This window comes from Leisingera aquaemixtae (assembly GCF_006740765.1).
Lineage (GTDB): Bacteria > Pseudomonadota > Alphaproteobacteria > Rhodobacterales > Rhodobacteraceae > Leisingera > Leisingera aquaemixtae.
Genome location: NZ_CP041159.1, coordinates 2,636,521 through 2,652,657 on the forward strand (window position 1 = coordinate 2,636,521; position 16,137 = coordinate 2,652,657).

General features: G+C 63.1%; 17 protein-coding genes, 1 tRNA gene and 2 pseudogenes. 11 read left to right on the plus strand and 9 right to left on the minus strand.

Annotation, left to right across the window (positions count from 1 at the left end; genetic code table 11):
* Window positions 1–25: 25 nt before the first annotated feature.
* Window positions 26–478, minus strand: coding sequence for an Lrp/AsnC family transcriptional regulator (locus R2C4_RS14570; protein WP_058285029.1), 453 nt, complete (start codon window positions 476–478; stop codon window positions 26–28).
* A gap of 73 nt (window positions 479–551) precedes the next feature.
* Here R2C4_RS14570 and R2C4_RS14575 point away from each other — a divergent pair, with 73 nt between their 5' ends.
* The 3 genes from R2C4_RS14575 (at window position 552) to R2C4_RS14585 (ending at window position 3,313) form a co-directional block, all read left to right on the plus strand.
* Window positions 552–1,148, plus strand: coding sequence for a LysE family translocator (locus R2C4_RS14575; RefSeq protein ID WP_141891201.1), 597 nt, complete (start codon window positions 552–554; stop codon window positions 1,146–1,148).
* Window positions 1,149–1,308: 160 nt separating this feature from the next.
* Window positions 1,309–2,271 carry an acetyl-CoA carboxylase carboxyltransferase subunit alpha gene (locus R2C4_RS14580; protein ID WP_058285028.1) on the plus strand — a complete coding sequence of 321 codons (963 nt, stop codon included), beginning with the start codon at window positions 1,309–1,311 and terminating at the stop codon, window positions 2,269–2,271.
* A 169-nt stretch (window positions 2,272–2,440) separates the two neighbouring features.
* A complete protein-coding gene (locus R2C4_RS14585; protein ID WP_141891202.1) occupies window positions 2,441–3,313 on the plus strand; it encodes a DUF1206 domain-containing protein in 873 nt (290 codons plus the stop codon).
* Window positions 3,314–3,322: 9 nt separating this feature from the next.
* Here R2C4_RS14585 and R2C4_RS14590 read toward each other — a convergent pair whose 3' ends face one another.
* From R2C4_RS14590 to R2C4_RS14600, 3 genes are all read right to left on the minus strand, one after another.
* Window positions 3,323–3,985: a GntR family transcriptional regulator gene (locus R2C4_RS14590; protein ID WP_008556941.1), complete on the minus strand. Its 663-nt coding sequence runs from the start codon at window positions 3,983–3,985 to the stop codon at window positions 3,323–3,325.
* Between the two features lie 81 nt (window positions 3,986–4,066).
* Complete coding sequence (locus tag R2C4_RS14595) at window positions 4,067–5,911, minus strand: adenylate/guanylate cyclase domain-containing protein (RefSeq protein ID WP_141891203.1); 1,845 nt, start codon at window positions 5,909–5,911, stop codon at window positions 4,067–4,069.
* An 85-nt stretch (window positions 5,912–5,996) separates the two neighbouring features.
* Window positions 5,997–6,683 (minus strand): M48 family metallopeptidase, encoded by a 687-nt coding sequence (locus R2C4_RS14600; RefSeq protein WP_141891204.1) that lies wholly within the window; start codon window positions 6,681–6,683, stop codon window positions 5,997–5,999.
* 100 nt (window positions 6,684–6,783) lie between these two features.
* Between R2C4_RS14600 and R2C4_RS14605 the strand changes: the two genes are divergently transcribed.
* Window positions 6,784–7,110 carry a TIGR02300 family protein gene (locus R2C4_RS14605; RefSeq protein ID WP_058285024.1) on the plus strand — a complete coding sequence of 109 codons (327 nt, stop codon included), beginning with the start codon at window positions 6,784–6,786 and terminating at the stop codon, window positions 7,108–7,110.
* 185 nt (window positions 7,111–7,295) lie between these two features.
* A tRNA-Ala gene (locus R2C4_RS14610) sits at window positions 7,296–7,371 on the plus strand.
* Window positions 7,372–7,909: 538 nt separating this feature from the next.
* Here the strand turns inward: R2C4_RS14610 and R2C4_RS21560 are convergent.
* Together R2C4_RS21560 and R2C4_RS14615 are read right to left on the minus strand one after the other, a co-directional pair.
* Window positions 7,910–8,446 (minus strand): annotated as a pseudogene (locus R2C4_RS21560) (recombinase family protein); the annotation flags it as partial.
* Between the two features lie 72 nt (window positions 8,447–8,518).
* Window positions 8,519–9,678 (minus strand): IS3 family transposase gene (locus R2C4_RS14615; RefSeq protein WP_141889259.1). Its coding sequence is split into 2 segments (ribosomal slippage): window positions 8,519–9,420 and window positions 9,420–9,678, totalling 1,161 coding nucleotides; the frame shifts between segments, so codons are not numbered across the junction.
* 37 nt (window positions 9,679–9,715) lie between these two features.
* Between R2C4_RS14615 and R2C4_RS14620 the strand changes: the two genes are divergently transcribed.
* Together R2C4_RS14620 and R2C4_RS14625 are read left to right on the plus strand one after the other, a co-directional pair.
* The gene (locus R2C4_RS14620; protein ID WP_141891205.1) at window positions 9,716–10,087 is read left to right on the plus strand and encodes a hypothetical protein; all 372 of its coding nucleotides are present in this window, start codon (window positions 9,716–9,718) and stop codon (window positions 10,085–10,087) included.
* Between the two features lie 93 nt (window positions 10,088–10,180).
* Window positions 10,181–10,594 carry a hypothetical protein gene (locus tag R2C4_RS14625; protein ID WP_141891206.1) on the plus strand — a complete coding sequence of 138 codons (414 nt, stop codon included), beginning with the start codon at window positions 10,181–10,183 and terminating at the stop codon, window positions 10,592–10,594.
* Window positions 10,595–10,731: 137 nt separating this feature from the next.
* Here R2C4_RS14625 and R2C4_RS21265 read toward each other — a convergent pair whose 3' ends face one another.
* Window positions 10,732–10,899, minus strand: coding sequence for a hypothetical protein (locus R2C4_RS21265; RefSeq protein WP_167510263.1), 168 nt, complete (start codon window positions 10,897–10,899; stop codon window positions 10,732–10,734).
* 189 nt (window positions 10,900–11,088) lie between these two features.
* Between R2C4_RS21265 and R2C4_RS14630 the strand changes: the two are divergent.
* Window positions 11,089–11,504: pseudogene (locus R2C4_RS14630) on the plus strand (VOC family protein).
* 540 nt (window positions 11,505–12,044) lie between these two features.
* A complete protein-coding gene (locus R2C4_RS14635) occupies window positions 12,045–13,085 on the plus strand; it encodes a radical SAM/SPASM domain-containing protein (protein WP_058285022.1) in 1,041 nt (346 codons plus the stop codon).
* A 78-nt stretch (window positions 13,086–13,163) separates the two neighbouring features.
* Here R2C4_RS14635 and R2C4_RS14640 read toward each other — a convergent pair whose 3' ends face one another.
* Entirely contained in the window at window positions 13,164–13,961 is a 798-nt protein-coding gene (locus R2C4_RS14640; protein WP_141891207.1) for a phytanoyl-CoA dioxygenase family protein, read from the minus strand.
* A gap of 99 nt (window positions 13,962–14,060) precedes the next feature.
* Between R2C4_RS14640 and R2C4_RS14645 the strand changes: the two genes are divergently transcribed.
* Window positions 14,061–14,990, plus strand: a complete 930-nt coding sequence (locus tag R2C4_RS14645; protein ID WP_141891208.1) for a LysR family transcriptional regulator — start codon at window positions 14,061–14,063, stop codon at window positions 14,988–14,990.
* On the opposite strand, the gene irrA is transcribed toward R2C4_RS14645, so the two are convergent.
* Window positions 14,955–15,371 (minus strand): iron response transcriptional regulator IrrA, encoded by a 417-nt coding sequence (irrA, locus tag R2C4_RS14650; RefSeq protein WP_058285244.1) that lies wholly within the window; start codon window positions 15,369–15,371, stop codon window positions 14,955–14,957. The two genes, R2C4_RS14645 and irrA, sit on opposite strands and share 36 nt — an antisense overlap.
* 215 nt (window positions 15,372–15,586) lie before the next feature.
* Between irrA and fabA the strand changes: the two genes are divergently transcribed.
* Window positions 15,587–16,096 carry a bifunctional 3-hydroxydecanoyl-ACP dehydratase/trans-2-decenoyl-ACP isomerase gene (gene fabA / locus R2C4_RS14655; RefSeq protein WP_058285019.1) on the plus strand — a complete coding sequence of 170 codons (510 nt, stop codon included), beginning with the start codon at window positions 15,587–15,589 and terminating at the stop codon, window positions 16,094–16,096.
* Window positions 16,097–16,137: the final 41 nt, after the last annotated feature.

A 16,137-nucleotide genomic window follows, 5' to 3' on the forward strand; every position in this document is an offset into this window, starting at 1 on the left:
CTCAATATCCAGCCTCAGCCAGAGTTCACGCCCGCAGATCCTTGGGCGAGCCCATCACCACATAGGTGGTGATCGCGGTGACATAAGGCGAGGTGCCGAGGATATCGGTGTGGAACCGCTTGTAGCTCGGCAGGTCGGCGCATTCGACGCGCAGCAGATATTCAATGGTGCCGGTGATATTGTGGCATTCGACCACTTCCGGCGCCGCCTGCATGGCGCGCTCGAAAGCTTCCTGGGCTTCCTTGGTGTGCTCCCCCAGCCCGACGCCGATATAGGTGGCAAACCCTACCCCCAGCTTCTGCCGGTCCAGCACCGCGCGGTAGCCGGTGATGACGCCTGCGCGCTCCAGTTCCTGCACCCGGCGCAGGCAGGCGGAGGGGGAGAGGCCCACGCGCTCTGCCAGCTCAAGATTGCTGATCCGGCCGTCGCGGCTGAGCTCCTGCAATATCTGCTGGTTTATCTTGTCATTCTTCGCCATTGATTGCGAAAATAGGCGCAGAACACAGCAAAACGCAATTTCATTTGGCGGGTTTGGCGCAATGATTTTGCGCATGACCTACGAACTCCTCACCGCGCTGGCGCTGTTTGCCTTTGTCTCCTCGATCACGCCGGGGCCGAACAACCTGATGCTGATGGCCTCCGGCGCCAATTTCGGCTTCCGCCGCACCATCCCGCATATGCTGGGGGTGGCGCTGGGGTTTGTGTTCATGGTGCTCCTGGTCGGTGCCGGGCTGGTGCAGGTATTTGATGCCTTCCCGGTCAGCTACACGGTTCTGAAGGTGGTGTCGGTCGCCTATCTGCTGTGGCTCGCATGGAAAATTGCAAATGCCGCGCCGGTGCAGGCGAAGGGGGCGGAGGGCCGCCCGATGACCTTTCTGCAGGCGGCGGCGTTTCAGTGGGTGAACCCCAAGGCCTGGGCGATGGCCCTCACGGCGATCAGCGTCTACACGCCGGATCAGACCCTGGCGGCGATCCTGCTGGTGGGGGTGATTTTCGGCGCCATCAACCTGCCCTCTGTCGGCTCCTGGACGGTGCTGGGCCAGCAGATGGCGCGGTTCCTGACCAGCCCGCGCCGCCTGGTGCTGTTCAACTGGACCATGGCGTTGCTGCTGGTGGCCTCGCTTTATCCGGTGATCTGGCCGCAATAAGGCGGGGCGCTCCCTCTGTACGGGCTTAGCGCTTGGCGGCACCTGCCGCTGCCGCGCGGTGGCTGCCTGTGGCGCCCAAGCCCATGATCCCGGATCTTGCCGAGTTGCATCTTGCGGCGCAGAAGGCCATATAGCTGCAAACCTGCAGAGCAGAGGCAACATGACCCAGTATCTGGAATTCGAAAAACCGCTGGCCGAAATCGAGGGCAAGGCGGAAGAGCTGCGGGCGCTGGCGCGCGCGAATGAGGAAATGGATGTGGCGGATGAGGCCAAGGCGCTGGACGCCAAGGCGGCGCAGCTGCTGAAGGACCTCTACAAGAGCCTGACGCCCTGGCGCAAATGCCAAGTGGCGCGCCATCCCGAACGCCCTCATTGCAAGGATTACATCGAGGCGCTGTTCACCGAGTACACGCCGCTGGCCGGCGACCGGAACTTTGCCGATGACCTGGCGGTGATGGGCGGGCTGGCCCGGTTCAACGACCAGCCGGTGGTGGTGATCGGCCATGAGAAAGGCAGCGACACCAAATCCCGGATCGAGCGCAACTTCGGCATGGCGCGGCCCGAGGGCTACCGCAAGGCGGTGCGGCTGATGGAGATGGCCAGCCGGTTCAAGCTGCCAGTGATCACCCTGGTGGATACGGCCGGCGCCTATCCCGGCAAGGGCGCCGAGGAGCGCGGCCAGTCGGAAGCGATCGCGCGATCGACCGAGATGTGCCTCAAGATCGGCGTGCCGCTGATTTCGGTGATCATCGGCGAAGGCGGGTCTGGCGGCGCGGTGGCCTTTGCCACCGCCAACCGGGTGGCGATGCTGGAGCACTCGATTTACTCGGTGATCTCGCCGGAGGGCTGTGCCTCGATCCTGTGGAAGGATGCAGAGAAGATGCGCGAAGCGGCGGAAGCGCTGCGGCTGACGGCGCAGGACCTGAACAAGCTGGGCGTCAATGACCGGATCATCCCGGAGCCGCTGGGCGGTGCGCACCGGGATCCGAAGGCGGCAATCAAGGCCGTGGGCGGCGCCATCCAGGAGATGCTGGACGAGCTCATGGACAAGGACGCCGCCGAGCTGGTCAAGGACCGGCGCCAGAAGTTTCTGGACATCGGCTCCAAGGGGCTGGCGGCATAACAGCCCGGACAGTCTGGTGAATTTGAAAGCCCGGCCGCTGTGCCGGGCTTTGCCGTTTCAGGGCCGGGCCGCCGCGGCGGCCCGGGCGCGGTAACAAACGGGAACAAAACCGGGTTTGGCGCATTGAGTTAGAGAGAGCCCTCTCTTTGCCCAGCCGGGATTTGATGCCATGACCTCTGACAGCTTTTTCACCGATGCCCGCCGCAAGCGTCTGCAGGATGTGGATCCGGCGGATTTTGCTTGGGCGGTGCCGGTGATGCGAACCGGATATGCGGGCCGCGCCCTGGTCTATCTGGCGGTGGCCGGCGTGTCGCTGCGCTCGATCTGGGAGGGCGGCGAGGCCAAGGGCACGGCGGCGGCGCTGGAATGGCTGCAAGGCGGCTGGGGCACGGCGGTCATCATCCTTATCACCATCGGGCTGTTTGCCTATGCGGTGTGGCGCATGGTGGACAGTTTCTGGGACCTGGAGGCCTATGGCAGCGGCGCGAAAGGGCTGATCGCGCGCGCCGGCATGATTGTGACCGGGCTGATCCACCTGGGCCTTGGCATTCTGGCCCTGTCGGTGCTGACCGGATCCGGCGAGGCGGCGGAAGGCGGCGGCGGCTTGAGCGGCTATTTCAACAGTGCGGCCGGACAGGCCGCGCTGGGGATTGCGGGGATCCTGACCATCGGGGCCGGCGGGTATTACATCCGCAAGGCCTGGAAGGAAACATACCGCAACCACCTGCGGGCCAATCCTGTCACCCTGCACCTGAACACCGCGCTGAAGGCCGGGCTGGCGGCGCATGGGGTGGTGATTGCCATTATCGGGTTCCTGATCGGGCAAGCAGCCCTGTCTGCCTCCGGCACGCCTGAGGCCGGTATCGGAACCGCGTTCGACTGGCTGCATGACAAGGTGTATGGCCGCATTCTGGTGACCGTGCTTTGCGTCGGCCTGCTGGGGTTCGCCCTGTTCTGCCTGGTCAATGCGCTGTACCGGATTGTTCCGAAAGCCTCGGACAGCGCGACCGAAACCTTGCGCGCGGCGCTGGACAAAAGCTGAGGCCCGCGGCTAGCCCGCCAGCAGCCGCAATCCCTGGGTCACATCGGAGCGCACGGCCAGCCGCAGGCCCGGCTCATCCCCTGCCTTGAGCGCCGCGATGATCAGCCGGTGGTTTTGCGGCGGGTCGGTGCGGCGCAAGCGGCCGTACAGCGCCCGCATGGTGGGGCCAAGCTGCAGCCAGACGGTTTCCGCCATCGCCAGCATCGCCGGCGCCTGGGCGCGCAGGTAGAGGGTGCGGTGAAACTCCAGGTTGGTGCGGATGTAGCCGACCGCATCGCGTTTGGAGACCATTTCGGCCACCGTTGTGTTGATCATCTGCAGCCGGTCGATCAGGGCGATATGGGCGCGCGGCAGGGCGCGGCTGGCCAGCTCCACCTCCAGCAGGGCCCGCAGGGCGGCGAGCTCCTCGATCCGCTCGTTGCTGAGTTCCGGCGTCGACACCCGGCCCGAGGAGGACAGGAACAGCGCGCCTTCGGCAGCCAGCCGCCGCACCGCTTCGCGCGCGGGCGTCATCGAGACCTCGAACTCGCGGCCGATGCCACGCAGGGTGAGCGCGGCACCGGGTGTGATTTCGCCGTGCATGATGCGGGTTCGCAAGGACCGGTAGACACGGTCATGCGCCGGAACGGAGGCAGAGGCGGCATCCTGGGAGGAGCGGGCAGTCAGATTCATGCCCTCATGTGATCACAAACCACGCCCCGGTCAAGCGGACAGTTCCGCGCGCAGTGACGCACCCTGTAACCGTGCAACCGGTCAGGGGCGGCCGGACAGCCCGGCCAGGCTGAGACCGGTGCGCAGCCGCCGCAGCGGCGCCTGCGCCGTGTAGGGAAAGCCTGCGGCTGCCTGATCCAGCGTCAGCGGCGCGCCGGCAAGCCTGCCGCAGGCCGCTGCTGCCTCCTCGAAGCTGCCGAGGGCGGCCAGGCTGGCACAATGCAGAACCAGTGCATGCTGAGCCTCGGGCACCAGCGCCAGGGCTTCGGCGGCAGCGGCGGCAGCCTCCGCCTCCTGCCCGGCAGCCAGCCGGATGGCGGCCTGCACGGTCAGAACGGCCGGCTGCGGGACCGGGTCAAGGCGGCGGAGCTGATCCAACACCTTCTGCGCCGCACCGCCCTGCCCCGCCAGATGCAGCAGCCAGGCGCGCGTCAGCTGGCCCGAAGCGTCATTGGGGTAGTCCTCCGCCAGGGTTTCGGCGCGTTGCAACGCCTCGGCGGATTGGCCCGCGAATTGCGCCGCCAGCGCCCGCAGCTGCAGCACGGCGGCCCCTTGCGGCAAGCCCGCGGTCATCTGTGCGGCCTCAGCAGCACGCTGCGGCAGACCCGCCAGCGAGCCGGACAGCGGGTCCAGGTGCCACAGCGCGGCAAGCGCCTGCGCCTCCGGCCAGTCCGGTGCCAGCTGCAGTGCCCGGTGCAGGGCCTGCTTGGCGCCGCTGCGGTCGCCCTGCTGCATCAGGCTGCGGGCTGTGAAGAGCTGCAAGACGGCGTCATCTACGGTAGCGCCCGAGGGGGCAAGTTCCGGCAGCGCCTTGCCGAAATACCGGACAACACTGGCCGCCAGCGCCGGGGCAAGCCCGGAGACCGCATCCTGCGGCTGCGGCGGCAGGATGCTGAGCGGCTCCGCCCCGGTGCCGGCCTGGAGGATCTCCAGCCTGACCCCATCCTGCAGACGGCCCGGCAGATGGCCGGTGACCACAAAATCCGCGTCCAGAAGGGCGGCCGCTTCGGCGGGCAGCAGGCCCTCGGCGGCGCGGGTGCTGCCCGGTGCGATGACGCGGATCCCCCCGGCCGGCGCCAGGCTGCGGATCACCTCCTCTGACAGCATACGGGCAACAGCGGGCTGCAGCTGGCCTGCGGTGAAGGGCAGGACAGCGATCACCGGGCGGCCCTCGAAGGCGGCGGCAGCCGGGCTGCCGGGCGCCACCGCCGCGGCGCTGTTCTGCTGCGCCGCCTGCTGCCAGCCCCAGAGGCCGGCCGCAGCGGCGGCGGCCGCGAGGCTCCCTGCCAGAACCAGCACCGCGGGCCGCATGGCCTTGTGCGGTCTGGCAGCCCTGGGTTTGGGCGGCGGCGGTCTGCTGCGCAGGCAAGGCAGCGAGGTCAGCTCCTGCCCCAGCACATAGACATGCACCGGCTGCGGAATGTTCTTGACCTCATGCAGGCCCAGATCCTCAAACGCATAGGGGATGCGGCCCTGCACCTGCGCGTAAGCCGCAGCCGACAGCGCCACCCCGCCCAGCGGTGCCAGCGCCTCCAGCCGGGCGGCGATATTGACGTCATCGCCGTAGACATCGCCCTGGGCAATCAGCACCTCGCCCAGGGTAATGCCGATCCGCAGTTGCAGATGACGGTTGCGGGCGGCGCCGGCCTGCACCTCCGCCGCGGCCTCCACCGCCGAGATCACACTGGGAAAGATGGCCAGCACCCCGTCGCCCATCAGCTTGACGATCCGGCCCTGACGGCCGCGGATCGCCGGGGCGATCAGGCTTTGCTGCTGCGCCAGAACCTGGTTCAGCGTGCCGGCGTCATCCTCGGCCATCAGGCGGCTGAAGCCGGCGATATCCAGCACGAAGATGGCAGCAAGGCGTCTTTGCGGTTTGTCTGACACGGGCTGGCCTCAGGAACCGGGGCAACTGGGAACGGAAACATGATGCGAGCTTAGCCCGCGCGGCCCGGCCCGCAAAGCACTGCGTTCATTCGCCGAACCGGTAGCGGTGCAGGCTGGCGCCGTTTTCCCGCAGCCAGGCGCGGGGGGCTTGCCAGCGCCCGTGGATCCGCTCCACCGTGTCCCAGAACGCCTGCGAGTGGTTCATTTCCGCAAGATGCGCGACCTCATGGGCGGCCACGTAGCGCAGCACCGCAGGCGGTGCCAGGATCAGCCGCCAGGAATACATCAGCGCGCCGTCCGCCGTGCAGGAGCCCCAGCGCGAACGGGTGTCGCGCAGGGTCAAGCGGCTGTAGCCCTTACCGAGCCGCGCGGCATAGAAATCGGAGGCCTCTGCCAGACGGTTGCGCGCCAGCTCCTTCAGGTAGCGCTGCAGCGGCCGTGCCGGGCGGTCCCCCGGCACAGCAATCCGCCCCGCCTCCAGCTGGATCCGCCGCCCTTTGGCACGCTCGACCACCCGGTCCTGGCCGTCGATTGGCAGCAGCGCGCCAAACTCCGCCTGCACCGCCTCGGGGTGCTTTTGCAGATGGCCGCGGATCCAGTCGGCCTTTTCCTCGGCGAAGGCCAGCGCGGCGCGTTCCGGCAGGCTTTTGGGCAGGGTCAGCGTCACCCGCCCGTCGAGCGAGGAAATCCGCAGGCTAATCCGCCGCGCCCGCCCCGACCGGCGCAGGGTCAGCGGCACCGGCGGATCTCCGGGCAGGTGATAATCGGCCATGCACGCCCCCTTCCAGGCAAAGGCTTTGACAGTGCCCCCCCTCATATGGCAAGGCACCGGAATCGTCGATACGACTCACCAGTAAATCAAGGGGATCCACATGCCCAAGGAAGAATGGGGTGTAAAGCGCGTCTGCCCTACCACTGGAAAGCGCTTTTATGACCTGAACAAGAACCCGATCGTCAGCCCCTACACCGGCGAGGTCGTGGAGCTGGATACCGGTAAGACCCGGATGATCGAGGCGGATGCCGAAGACGCGGCAACCCTGAAGGCCAAAGAGAACATGGACACGGATGACGTGGTCCTGGATGATGACGACGACGTTGATGTCGATCTGGGCGATGATGTCCTGGATGATGACGATGATGACGACAACGTCTCGCTGGACGATATTGCCGACATGTCGTCGCCGGACGACGATTCCTGAGGCAATTCAAGCTGTTCGGGGAAGCGTTTGGCCTTCCCCGGACCGCGCTCCGGGGAGGGGCGGAAAAAAATCAGACACCGGCGCATTTTCCGCTTGCAGCCCGCGCCGCCGTCCCGTAAACGACGCTCACACCGCAAGACGGGCCGCACCGGCAACGGAACGGACACTGAAAAGCGGACAGGTTTGGGGCCTTAGCTCAGTTGGGAGAGCGCTTGCATGGCATGCAAGAGGTCAGGGGTTCGACTCCCCTAGGCTCCACCAAAACTTCATTCAGAGAATATCTGTCACTTAAGACTTTGAATGGAAACGACAATTCGCCGGTTCGAAGCCCTGCTTTAGACGAGTAACTTGCTTCCTGAACAAACAGCATTCTAAGCAGCGCCTTCTTACCCCTGCAGTCACTATTTTTCCATACTTTCCAAGGCCTTGACAGGATTTCGGCGACCGGTTCGAACATCTCCTCAAAATTCCTTTGCGGAACTTCGAAGTCCTCCAACTTCCGCTTGAGCTCTTCCTGCTTCATCGTCTGCTTGGCCAAGCGCTTTTCATACGCTTCGATAACTCTTGTGTCGCTCGCAGAGATAATTCTGTCCAACATTGCTTCACTGTCGCGCTCCAGTTCAGCAATCTGGTTTTCAATTTCCTTTTGGGACTGAGCCACCTGCCCTTGGCGGTTGTCCCAGATATCCTTCAACATGCACCTTGCGACATCCAACACCTCTTGAGACGGCTCCAGCTGTTTCAACGCCTCGGAAAATTCCCCCTCCACCTTTTCCTTGCGGATAGACTTACGTCTGTCGGGGCACGCTTTGTTATGACAAGCGTAGTAGCCATACATTTTTGACCGACCCTTTGACCACGCCGCCGTAAGATGGTGACCGCAAGAGTCACACTGCAGGAACCCCCTTAGCGGAAAATCGTATTTGATGTCCTTCCTGATCGGAGATATGGCCCGGCCAGACAACCTGTCTTGAATTCGGTTGTACATTTCCATGGAAATCAGAGGTTCATGTTGACCGCGCATGAACCGAACCTCCCATTTGGGATACTCAAAGAAGCCCGTATAGATCCGATTGGTTAGTAGAGACACTGGGTCCTTGAACGGGTACTTTTTGCCCTGGATCTTTGGCTGCATCAACGGATGCCCCCTAAGAAAACTTGAAACCTCAGCAGGGGTTTGAAACCTCCCAACCGCGTAGCCTTCGAGAGCTTCCTTGACGATACTGGCGTAAGGTTCATCGGGAACAAACATTTTCCCATGGCCTTTGACCTTTTTTCTCTTGTAACCGATTGGCGGCTTAAAGTGCCAATAGCCCATCTGCAGGCGGGCCGTCATACGATCGACGACCTGTTCGGCATTTTTCTCCCGAGCATATTGCGCGTGACCTGCCCCCCGCTGGTCCCTCGTTCATGAGGAGAGTCTGCGGGTTTGGTTTTGGTAATCGTCGGTCTCGGGCTTGGCAAGCGCGGCAGGCGCGGAGCCCTCAAATAGCTCAAGCGCCTGCCGCGCTTGCATTGGCGTTCTGTTCCCCAGCGAAGAATGCGGCCTGACGTTGTTGTAATCGTAGCGCCACAGCGCCAGCTTGCGGCGGGCATCGTCCAGGGTATCGAACAGCTCTTCATTGAGAAGCTCGTCCCGCAGGCTGCCGTTGAATGACTCGATAAAGGCATTCTGCTGCGGTTTTCCGGGGTCGATGTAATGCCAATCCACCCCGTTCCTGTCGGCCCATTTCAGGATTGCCTGGCTGGTGAATTCCGTCCCGTTGTCGCTGACAATGCAAGCGGGTTTTCCGTAGATCCGGACGAGCGCGTCCAGCTCCCGGGCAACGCGCTCTCCTGAAATGCTGGTGTCTGCCGCCAGGCACAGGTTTTCCCGGCAGCAGTCGTCATTCACGGCCAGGATGCGAAACTTCCGCGCCGCGCCGAAGCTGTCTGCCAGGAAATCCAGGGACCAGCGCTGGTTGGGCTGTGTGGCTTCGGGCATCGGCGTTCTCGAGCCCCGGGCGCGTTTGCGGCCCCGCCGCCGTTTCACTGCAAGACCCTCCTCCCGGTAGAGGCGGTAAAGCTTTTTGTGGTTCATGATCATGCCTTTTCGCTCAAGCAGCACGCCGATCCGCCGGTAGCCGAACCGGCGGCGTTTGCCAGCGATCTCTTTCATCTCCTGGCGGATCTCGGGATGGTCGGGCGGGCGTTTGCGCCGGACCGTCTTGGGGTCGACACCGACAAGCCGGCAGGCCCTGCGCTGCGAGATGCCATGATCCCGCATCGCAGTGAGCGCTGCCTCTCGCCGCTCCTTCGGTGCCGTCAGCTTTTTCCCAGCAGGTCTTTCAGAACCACATTGTCGAGCATCGTGTCTGCCAGCAGCCGCTTCAGCTTGGCATTCTCATCTTCCAGCGCTTTCAGCCGCGCCGCCTCCGATACCTCCATGCCGCCATACTTGGACTTCAGCTTGTAAAAGGTCGCCGGGCTCAGCCCATGCCGGCGGCACACCTCCGCCGTCGGCATCCCGGCTTCCTGCTCTTTGATCATCCCGATGATTTGCGCCTCGGTGTAACGGCTCTTACGCATTCGTCTGCTCCTACATAGGTTGGGCAGACTCTACATCATGGTGAGGGATTTCGCGGGGGGCAGGTCAGATCTGAAAGACTTCTTTCAGAACCAATCAGAGGCCCTGCAGAACGCTGCGGTGCTGCTCGGCGGCCAACCTGCGCTCCGCTGTGTTCATGCGCTGTTGGATGATCTGACAATTCAACCCAGCATCACGCGCCGCATGAAGACAAACCTGGTAAAGCTTCAGAAGGTGCTGACCCTGGAAAATGTCCACGACATGGACCGTATCGAGGCCGCGCTTTTTGCTGAGATTGATCCAGCCTCACCTATCGTGGAAGAGATTTGCCTGCTGTCGGATCAACTCGACGATTTGCTCCAGCCAATCCTGTCAGAGAGGCACGAGGCATACTCGGCTGTGCCCGTGTGAATTCCCAAAGCTGGGGTGTTCCTGCCCATCCCGGCTTCTTGAGAGGCATTGAGACCTCAAACTTCAGATACGCCAAAGCAAAGGAGATTTCGCATGGCGCAAGACATCAATGGGCAGCTCGAGCACGCGGTACTGTCATCTATCAAACAGGGCCGATGGCTGGCGGAAGAGTGGGAAGAGGTCGGCATATATCCGGGCAAACGGTTGCAAGCCCTTTTACCGCAGTTGTTGCAACGGCTGAAGGATGGGGAGCCGTTGGCCGTCAATGACGAAGATGCGCTGGATCTCATGGCTGAGGGAATTGTCGAAGCATTGAACGAGCTCAAACCAGAGTATGGAGATTTGGCTATGCGCATCGATACGTCGGAGCACCTAATCTTCGATCAGCCACGAGAGCAGTTAAGGCGACTGGCTGAACGGTGGAAGTCCTTCCAAGGACTTCGGCGTCATATTCGGGATCTTCAGGCGGCTTTACGAAAAATCAAGCTGGCGCATCGGCGTACATAAATTTAGCACAAAGCTATTCAGGAAAGCTTCGGGCCCAAGAGCTCTATTTGGGGCCCGAAGCCATTTCTTATCGGTCTATATTGGCGACGGCTTTACCTCGCTCAAAATGGCTCGCTAATCGTGGTGATATATACCGCTCAATCGAACTCAGCTGTCAGTGTCGGATCTTCGGACCACAATAGCATTTCGCCGAAGAAACGGTTCGAACTTTCACCAGTTGGGTCCACCAAATCTTCATGAAATGCATCGTGTAGCTCAACTGTATTTGGCATACGCATTGCTGTTCCTTCGGCAACCAGCGCCATAAACCTCCCTGCTATGCCACGTGCTTGCGGATCAGCCCTGCGGGACGACGTGATCTTTCACCGTATGCGCAACAAGGCCCGCTTCTAACGATTAGGAAGGGGCCGTTTGCAGTGACGAATCCTGCGCAAGCCTGCAATATTGCAGAAGCTTCACTGCAATGACCGGCCTTCCGGAAAAAACCGCAAAGCATGATTGCCTATATCACAGTCGGTGCGGATGATATCGCGCGCGCGAAACGGTTTTATTCTGCGTTCCTGCCCGCCCTTGGTTATCAGCTGAAGGAGGGGCCTGCGGGACTGAGTTTCAGCCTGCCGGTCAAACCGGGTCACCCCCCGTGCAGCCGGACTTTTACGTTAAACCCTCTTTCGATGGTCGCCCGGCCTCGGCCGGCAACGGCTCTATGGCCGCGTTCGAGGCGCGCAGCCAAAAGCAGGTGCGCGATCTTCACGCCGCCGCGCTTCTCGCAGGCGGTTCCGGCGAGGGTCAGCCGGGCTTTTGCGACGATTACGGACCGCACTTCTACGCCGGCTATCTTCGCGACCCCCAAGGCAACAAGATCGCACTTTTCTCCAGCAATCCGAATGAGCCTGGGCGCGACGGATAGCGGGGATATCGCGGCGGACAACAGCCATCCGCCGCTTTGCGGAAGGTTGGAACAAACGGCGCTGACCGCGCGTCGGTCGCCCCGTGGCCTGAGCGTCGGTCCGGAACGGGCACACCCCGAACTGTCAGGACATTGACGGGCAGCGCCCGGATGCCGGCGGCGCTGGAGCCCGAACGGGATCAGGGGGAGGCAGCCCCCTCCGCGGATAGCGGCGTTTGCCTCCAGCTGCAGGCAGCTGCGCCGCGCTGCCTTGAAGTCCGTCCAGCTGCGTTCAAGCGGATTTCCCCAGGACGCCAGCAGGTGCGCCCTTTGCCGCCTTTCAATCCACTGACTAATCTGCGCACAATGGGCCGCACGTCTTCTGGTGCGCATTCAGATCAGGCCGCTGCCGGTCCGGCGTCCCCCTCCCAAGGCACCGCTCCGACGGACGGCGCGCTGCAGCAGCTCACGTAATGCTCACAAACCGTGACGCGACAAAAGGTTGCCTGCCACTCCCTGAGCCTTAAGGTAGGTTCTGCCAGCCCCTGCGGAGATCCTCGCATGAAAGATCAAGCCCCCGCGCCGGACCTCCGTCCGGACACCGCGCAGCCAGACCTTCCCGCCAAGCCGCCCGGGCTGCATGAGCGGGCGCTGCATCTGATGGCCCGGCTGCTGCCGCTGGCCTTTTTCCGCCGCCCGCCCAAGATCATCATCATCGACGCCACCAACAGCTGCAACCTGCGCTGCCCGGTCTGCCCCGTCACCTTTGCGATGAGCCGCAAGCGCGGGATGATGAAACCGCATGTGTTCCGCAAGATCATCGACGATTTCAAGGATCAGCCGGAAAAACCCGCGATCTACTTCAGCTTCTCGGGTGAGCCGACGCTGCACAAGGACCTGCCCGATTTCATCGCCTATGCCCATGAAAACGGCCACGACACCTACTTGTCCACCAACGCCACCCGCCTGACGCCGGAGATGAGCGAGCGGCTGATCCGCTCCGGGCTCGCACGGGTGAACCTCTGCATGGACGGGTTCTCCAAGGAGGCGCAGGAGGCTTACCGGGTCAATTCCGACTTCGATAACGTCAAGGCAAGCATCGAGGAATTCCTCAGCATCAAGAAAGACCTGGGCTTCAAAACCCCAATCACCGTGCTGCAGACGCTGCTGACCAGCTACTCTGAGCCGCAGATGGACGAAATGGAAGCCTGGGCGCGGGAGGCGGGTTTTGACCGGGTGCGGTTCAAGACCTTCTCGATCGGCTCTTACACCTCTGCCGATCAGAAACGCGAGTTCGCCCACTTCCTGCCGCGCCAGAAGAAACTGCGCCGCCACCCGCGCCACACCAGCCACGCGCTGTGCACGGTGCCGCTGTTCCAATCCGTGGTGTTCTGGAACGGCGATCTGGGCCTGTGCTGCATCGACTATGACCAGGTGATTCAGCTGCCCAATGTGGAGGAGGACGGCTTCCTGGCCGCCTACCGCTCGGACGAGGCCGCCCGCGCCCGCAAGCGCGGCTTCCTGAAGCAGTTCGGCATCTGCAAGACCTGCTCCTTCTCCAACGCCGAAAACATGGGCATCCGCCGCGACCTGAAAAAATAGACTTTTACGGCCTTCATCTTTCCCCAAATACTCTGGGGGTGAAGGCCGCCAGGCCGAGGGGGCAACGCCCCCTTCCCTTTACCGCTGCAGCAAGATCGGAAACCAGTCTTCGCGCAGGCGCTGGCCGGGCTGCATACCGTGGCCCGGAAACGGCGGCGAGGTGCGGCCCGGCCGCTCGACATAGCGCGCGTCATCGCCCACCAGCCGCAGCGAAAACGCGCGGCGGCGCGAGGCCGAGGTATTGCCGCGGGCGCCGTGCAGGGTCTTGTAGTTGAAGGCCACCGCATCGCCCGGCTGCATCGGGTATTCCAGCACCGTCATGCCTTCGGCATCCGGATCCGGGACGGGCATGTACTGGCCCTCGTCCGGAAAGAAATCCTCCTCCGATACCCAGCGGGTCGGCAGCACTTCCTTCTCCCATTTGTGGGAGCCGGCCACGCAGCGCAGGGTGGCCTCTTTCACCTCATCCAGCGGCGACCAGAAGCTGATGGTCTGCTGCCCCTCGACAAAATAATAGGGGCCGTCCTGATGCCAGGGAGTGGCCATCGAGGTGCCCGGCTCCTTGACCAGCACATGGTCATGGAACATTTGCACTGACTGGGATTGCATCAGGTCGGCGGCGACTTCGGCAACCGGGGATTCTTCAATCGCTTGCTGGAATTCGGGAATGCGGGTCCAGTTGCAGTAGTCATCAAAGAACCGGCCGGTCTGCCCGGCCTTTTCGTTGTCCGACGCATAAGGCCCGGGGTTTTCCATATTGGCCGCAACGCCTGCACGCAGCAGCTCGGCTTGATCTGCGAACAGGCCGCGGATCAGGACCACGCCGTCGCGCTGGAACTGCGCCACATGTTCCGGGGTGATGAGGGGGTGGACCATTGCTGTCTCCGCTGCTGAATGATGCAAATCCGATGCGCCATTCCTGCCGCGGCACAGGTATAGTTTCAAATCATATCTTTTTAAGATACCCTTCGGCACATGTTATACCTGACCCTGCGCCATTACGAATACGTCTGCGCCGTCGCCCGGCACGGCAGCCTGTCGGCGGCGGCGGATGCCGTTCATGTAAGCCAGCCCGCGCTTTCGGCGGCGTTGAGCCGGATCGAGGAGCACCTGGGCCATGTGCTGTTCCTGCGCAGGCGCGGCGCGGCGCTGGCGCTGACGCCGCAGGGGCGGCGGTTTGCCGGGCAGGCGCAGGCGCTGCTGGATCGGGCGGCGCGGCTGGAAAACTCCAGAAACGCCGGTGCCATGCACAAGCTGACGCTGGTCTGCTTCTCCGACTTGGCCCCGTTTTTGCTGGCCCCTGCCCTGAAGGCCCTGCGCGCGGCCCTGCCCGATGTGGAGGTCAGCCACCGTGCCTGCGGCTTTGACCCGTTGATTTCCGCGCTGAGCACAGGCGCGGCGGATCTGGCCATCACCTATGACCTGGGGCTGGATGCGGCTTTCAGCCGGGCCGAGCTGGACAGGATCGCGCCGCATGCGCTGGTGCCGCCGGAGCATCCGCTGGCACAGCGTCGCGGCCTCTCGCTGGCGGAGCTGTCGCAGCACCCGCTGGTGCTGTCGCAGGAAGGGCTGTCGGTGCAGCACATGCTGGGTCTGTTCAAGATGCAGGGACTGGTGCCGCGGATTGCGCACCGGGCGGAGACGCTGGAGCTGCTGCGCAGCCTGGCTGCCAATGGCGAGGGCGTGGGGATCAGCTACAGCCTGCCGCCCGGCGGAATCAGCTATGACGGCAAAGCCCTGTGCGCGGTGCCGGTCAAGGATGCGGCGGCGCAGGAGCCGGTGATTCTGGCAGCCCACACAGGAATGCCGGAGGCATCCCCGGCCTTCAAAGCACATGAAATTCTCCGCAAAGCGCTGAGCGGCCGCCGGTCAGACCTTGCGCAGGCGGATCACCACATCGACTGAGGCGATCTCCATCCCTTCCGGCGCTTCCGGCAGCTTGTGAATCACCAGATCCTGAGCGGGCGCATCGCTGACCCGGCCCTCGTCCTCCCAGAAGAAATGCGGGTGGTCGTGGGTGTTTGTGTCGAAATAGCTTTTAGACCCATCGAGCGGTATCTCCTGCAGCACGCCCGCATCGCAGAACGCGCGCAGGGTGTTGTAGACGGTCGCCAGCGACACCGCGGCACCCTTTTTCTTGGCCGACTCGAACAGGCTTTCGGCGGTGATATGGCGGTGCTTGCCGTCGCCGACCAGCAATTCGGCAAGCGCAACCCGCTGCCGGGTGGGTCTCAGCCCGGCCTCTGTCAGCCAGCGTGTGGCCACTTCTTCGCTGTTTGGCGTCATGAGCAGGTCCTGCATCGCGTTGCTGACCGTATATATAGGAGCAACACCCAAGGTTTTTCAAATGAAATTCATTCGCAGCTGAACTCCCCTTTCCGGTGCGTCTGTGGCACATTCAGCGCAGGAAGTGACGCGGGGTCCCCTTGCAGGACCCTTTCGCGCGGTGCTACAGGGAGCCAGATATATAGACCCGAACCCCAGGCAGGAGAGACGCCCGAATGGCCGATTACCCCAGCAGCTTTGACAAGAACGATTTGCTGAAATGCGCGCGGGGCGAGCTGTTTGGGCCGGGCAACGCCCAGCTGCCTGCGCCGCCGATGCTGATGATGGACCGCATCACCGAGATTTCCGGCGACGGCGGCGAGCATGGCAAAGGCCATGTGATTGCAGAGTTCGACATCACCCCGGACCTGTGGTTTTTTGACTGCCATTTCCCGGGCAACCCGATCATGCCCGGCTGCCTTGGCCTGGATGGCCTGTGGCAGCTGACCGGCTTCAACCTGGGCTGGCGCGGCTGGAAGGGCCGCGGCTATGCGCTGGGTGTGGGTGAGGTGAAGCTCACCGGCATGGTGCGCCCGGACCGCAAGATGCTGACCTACCGCGTCAACTTCACCAAGGCGGTGCAAACCCGCCGCCTGACCATGGGTGTCGCCGACGGCATTGTCGAGGCCGACGGGGACGTGATCTATCAGGTCAAAGATATGAAAGTGGCCCTGTCCGAGAGCTGACAGGCTTTCCGGCAGGACAAGAGTCACAGGAACAGGAGTAC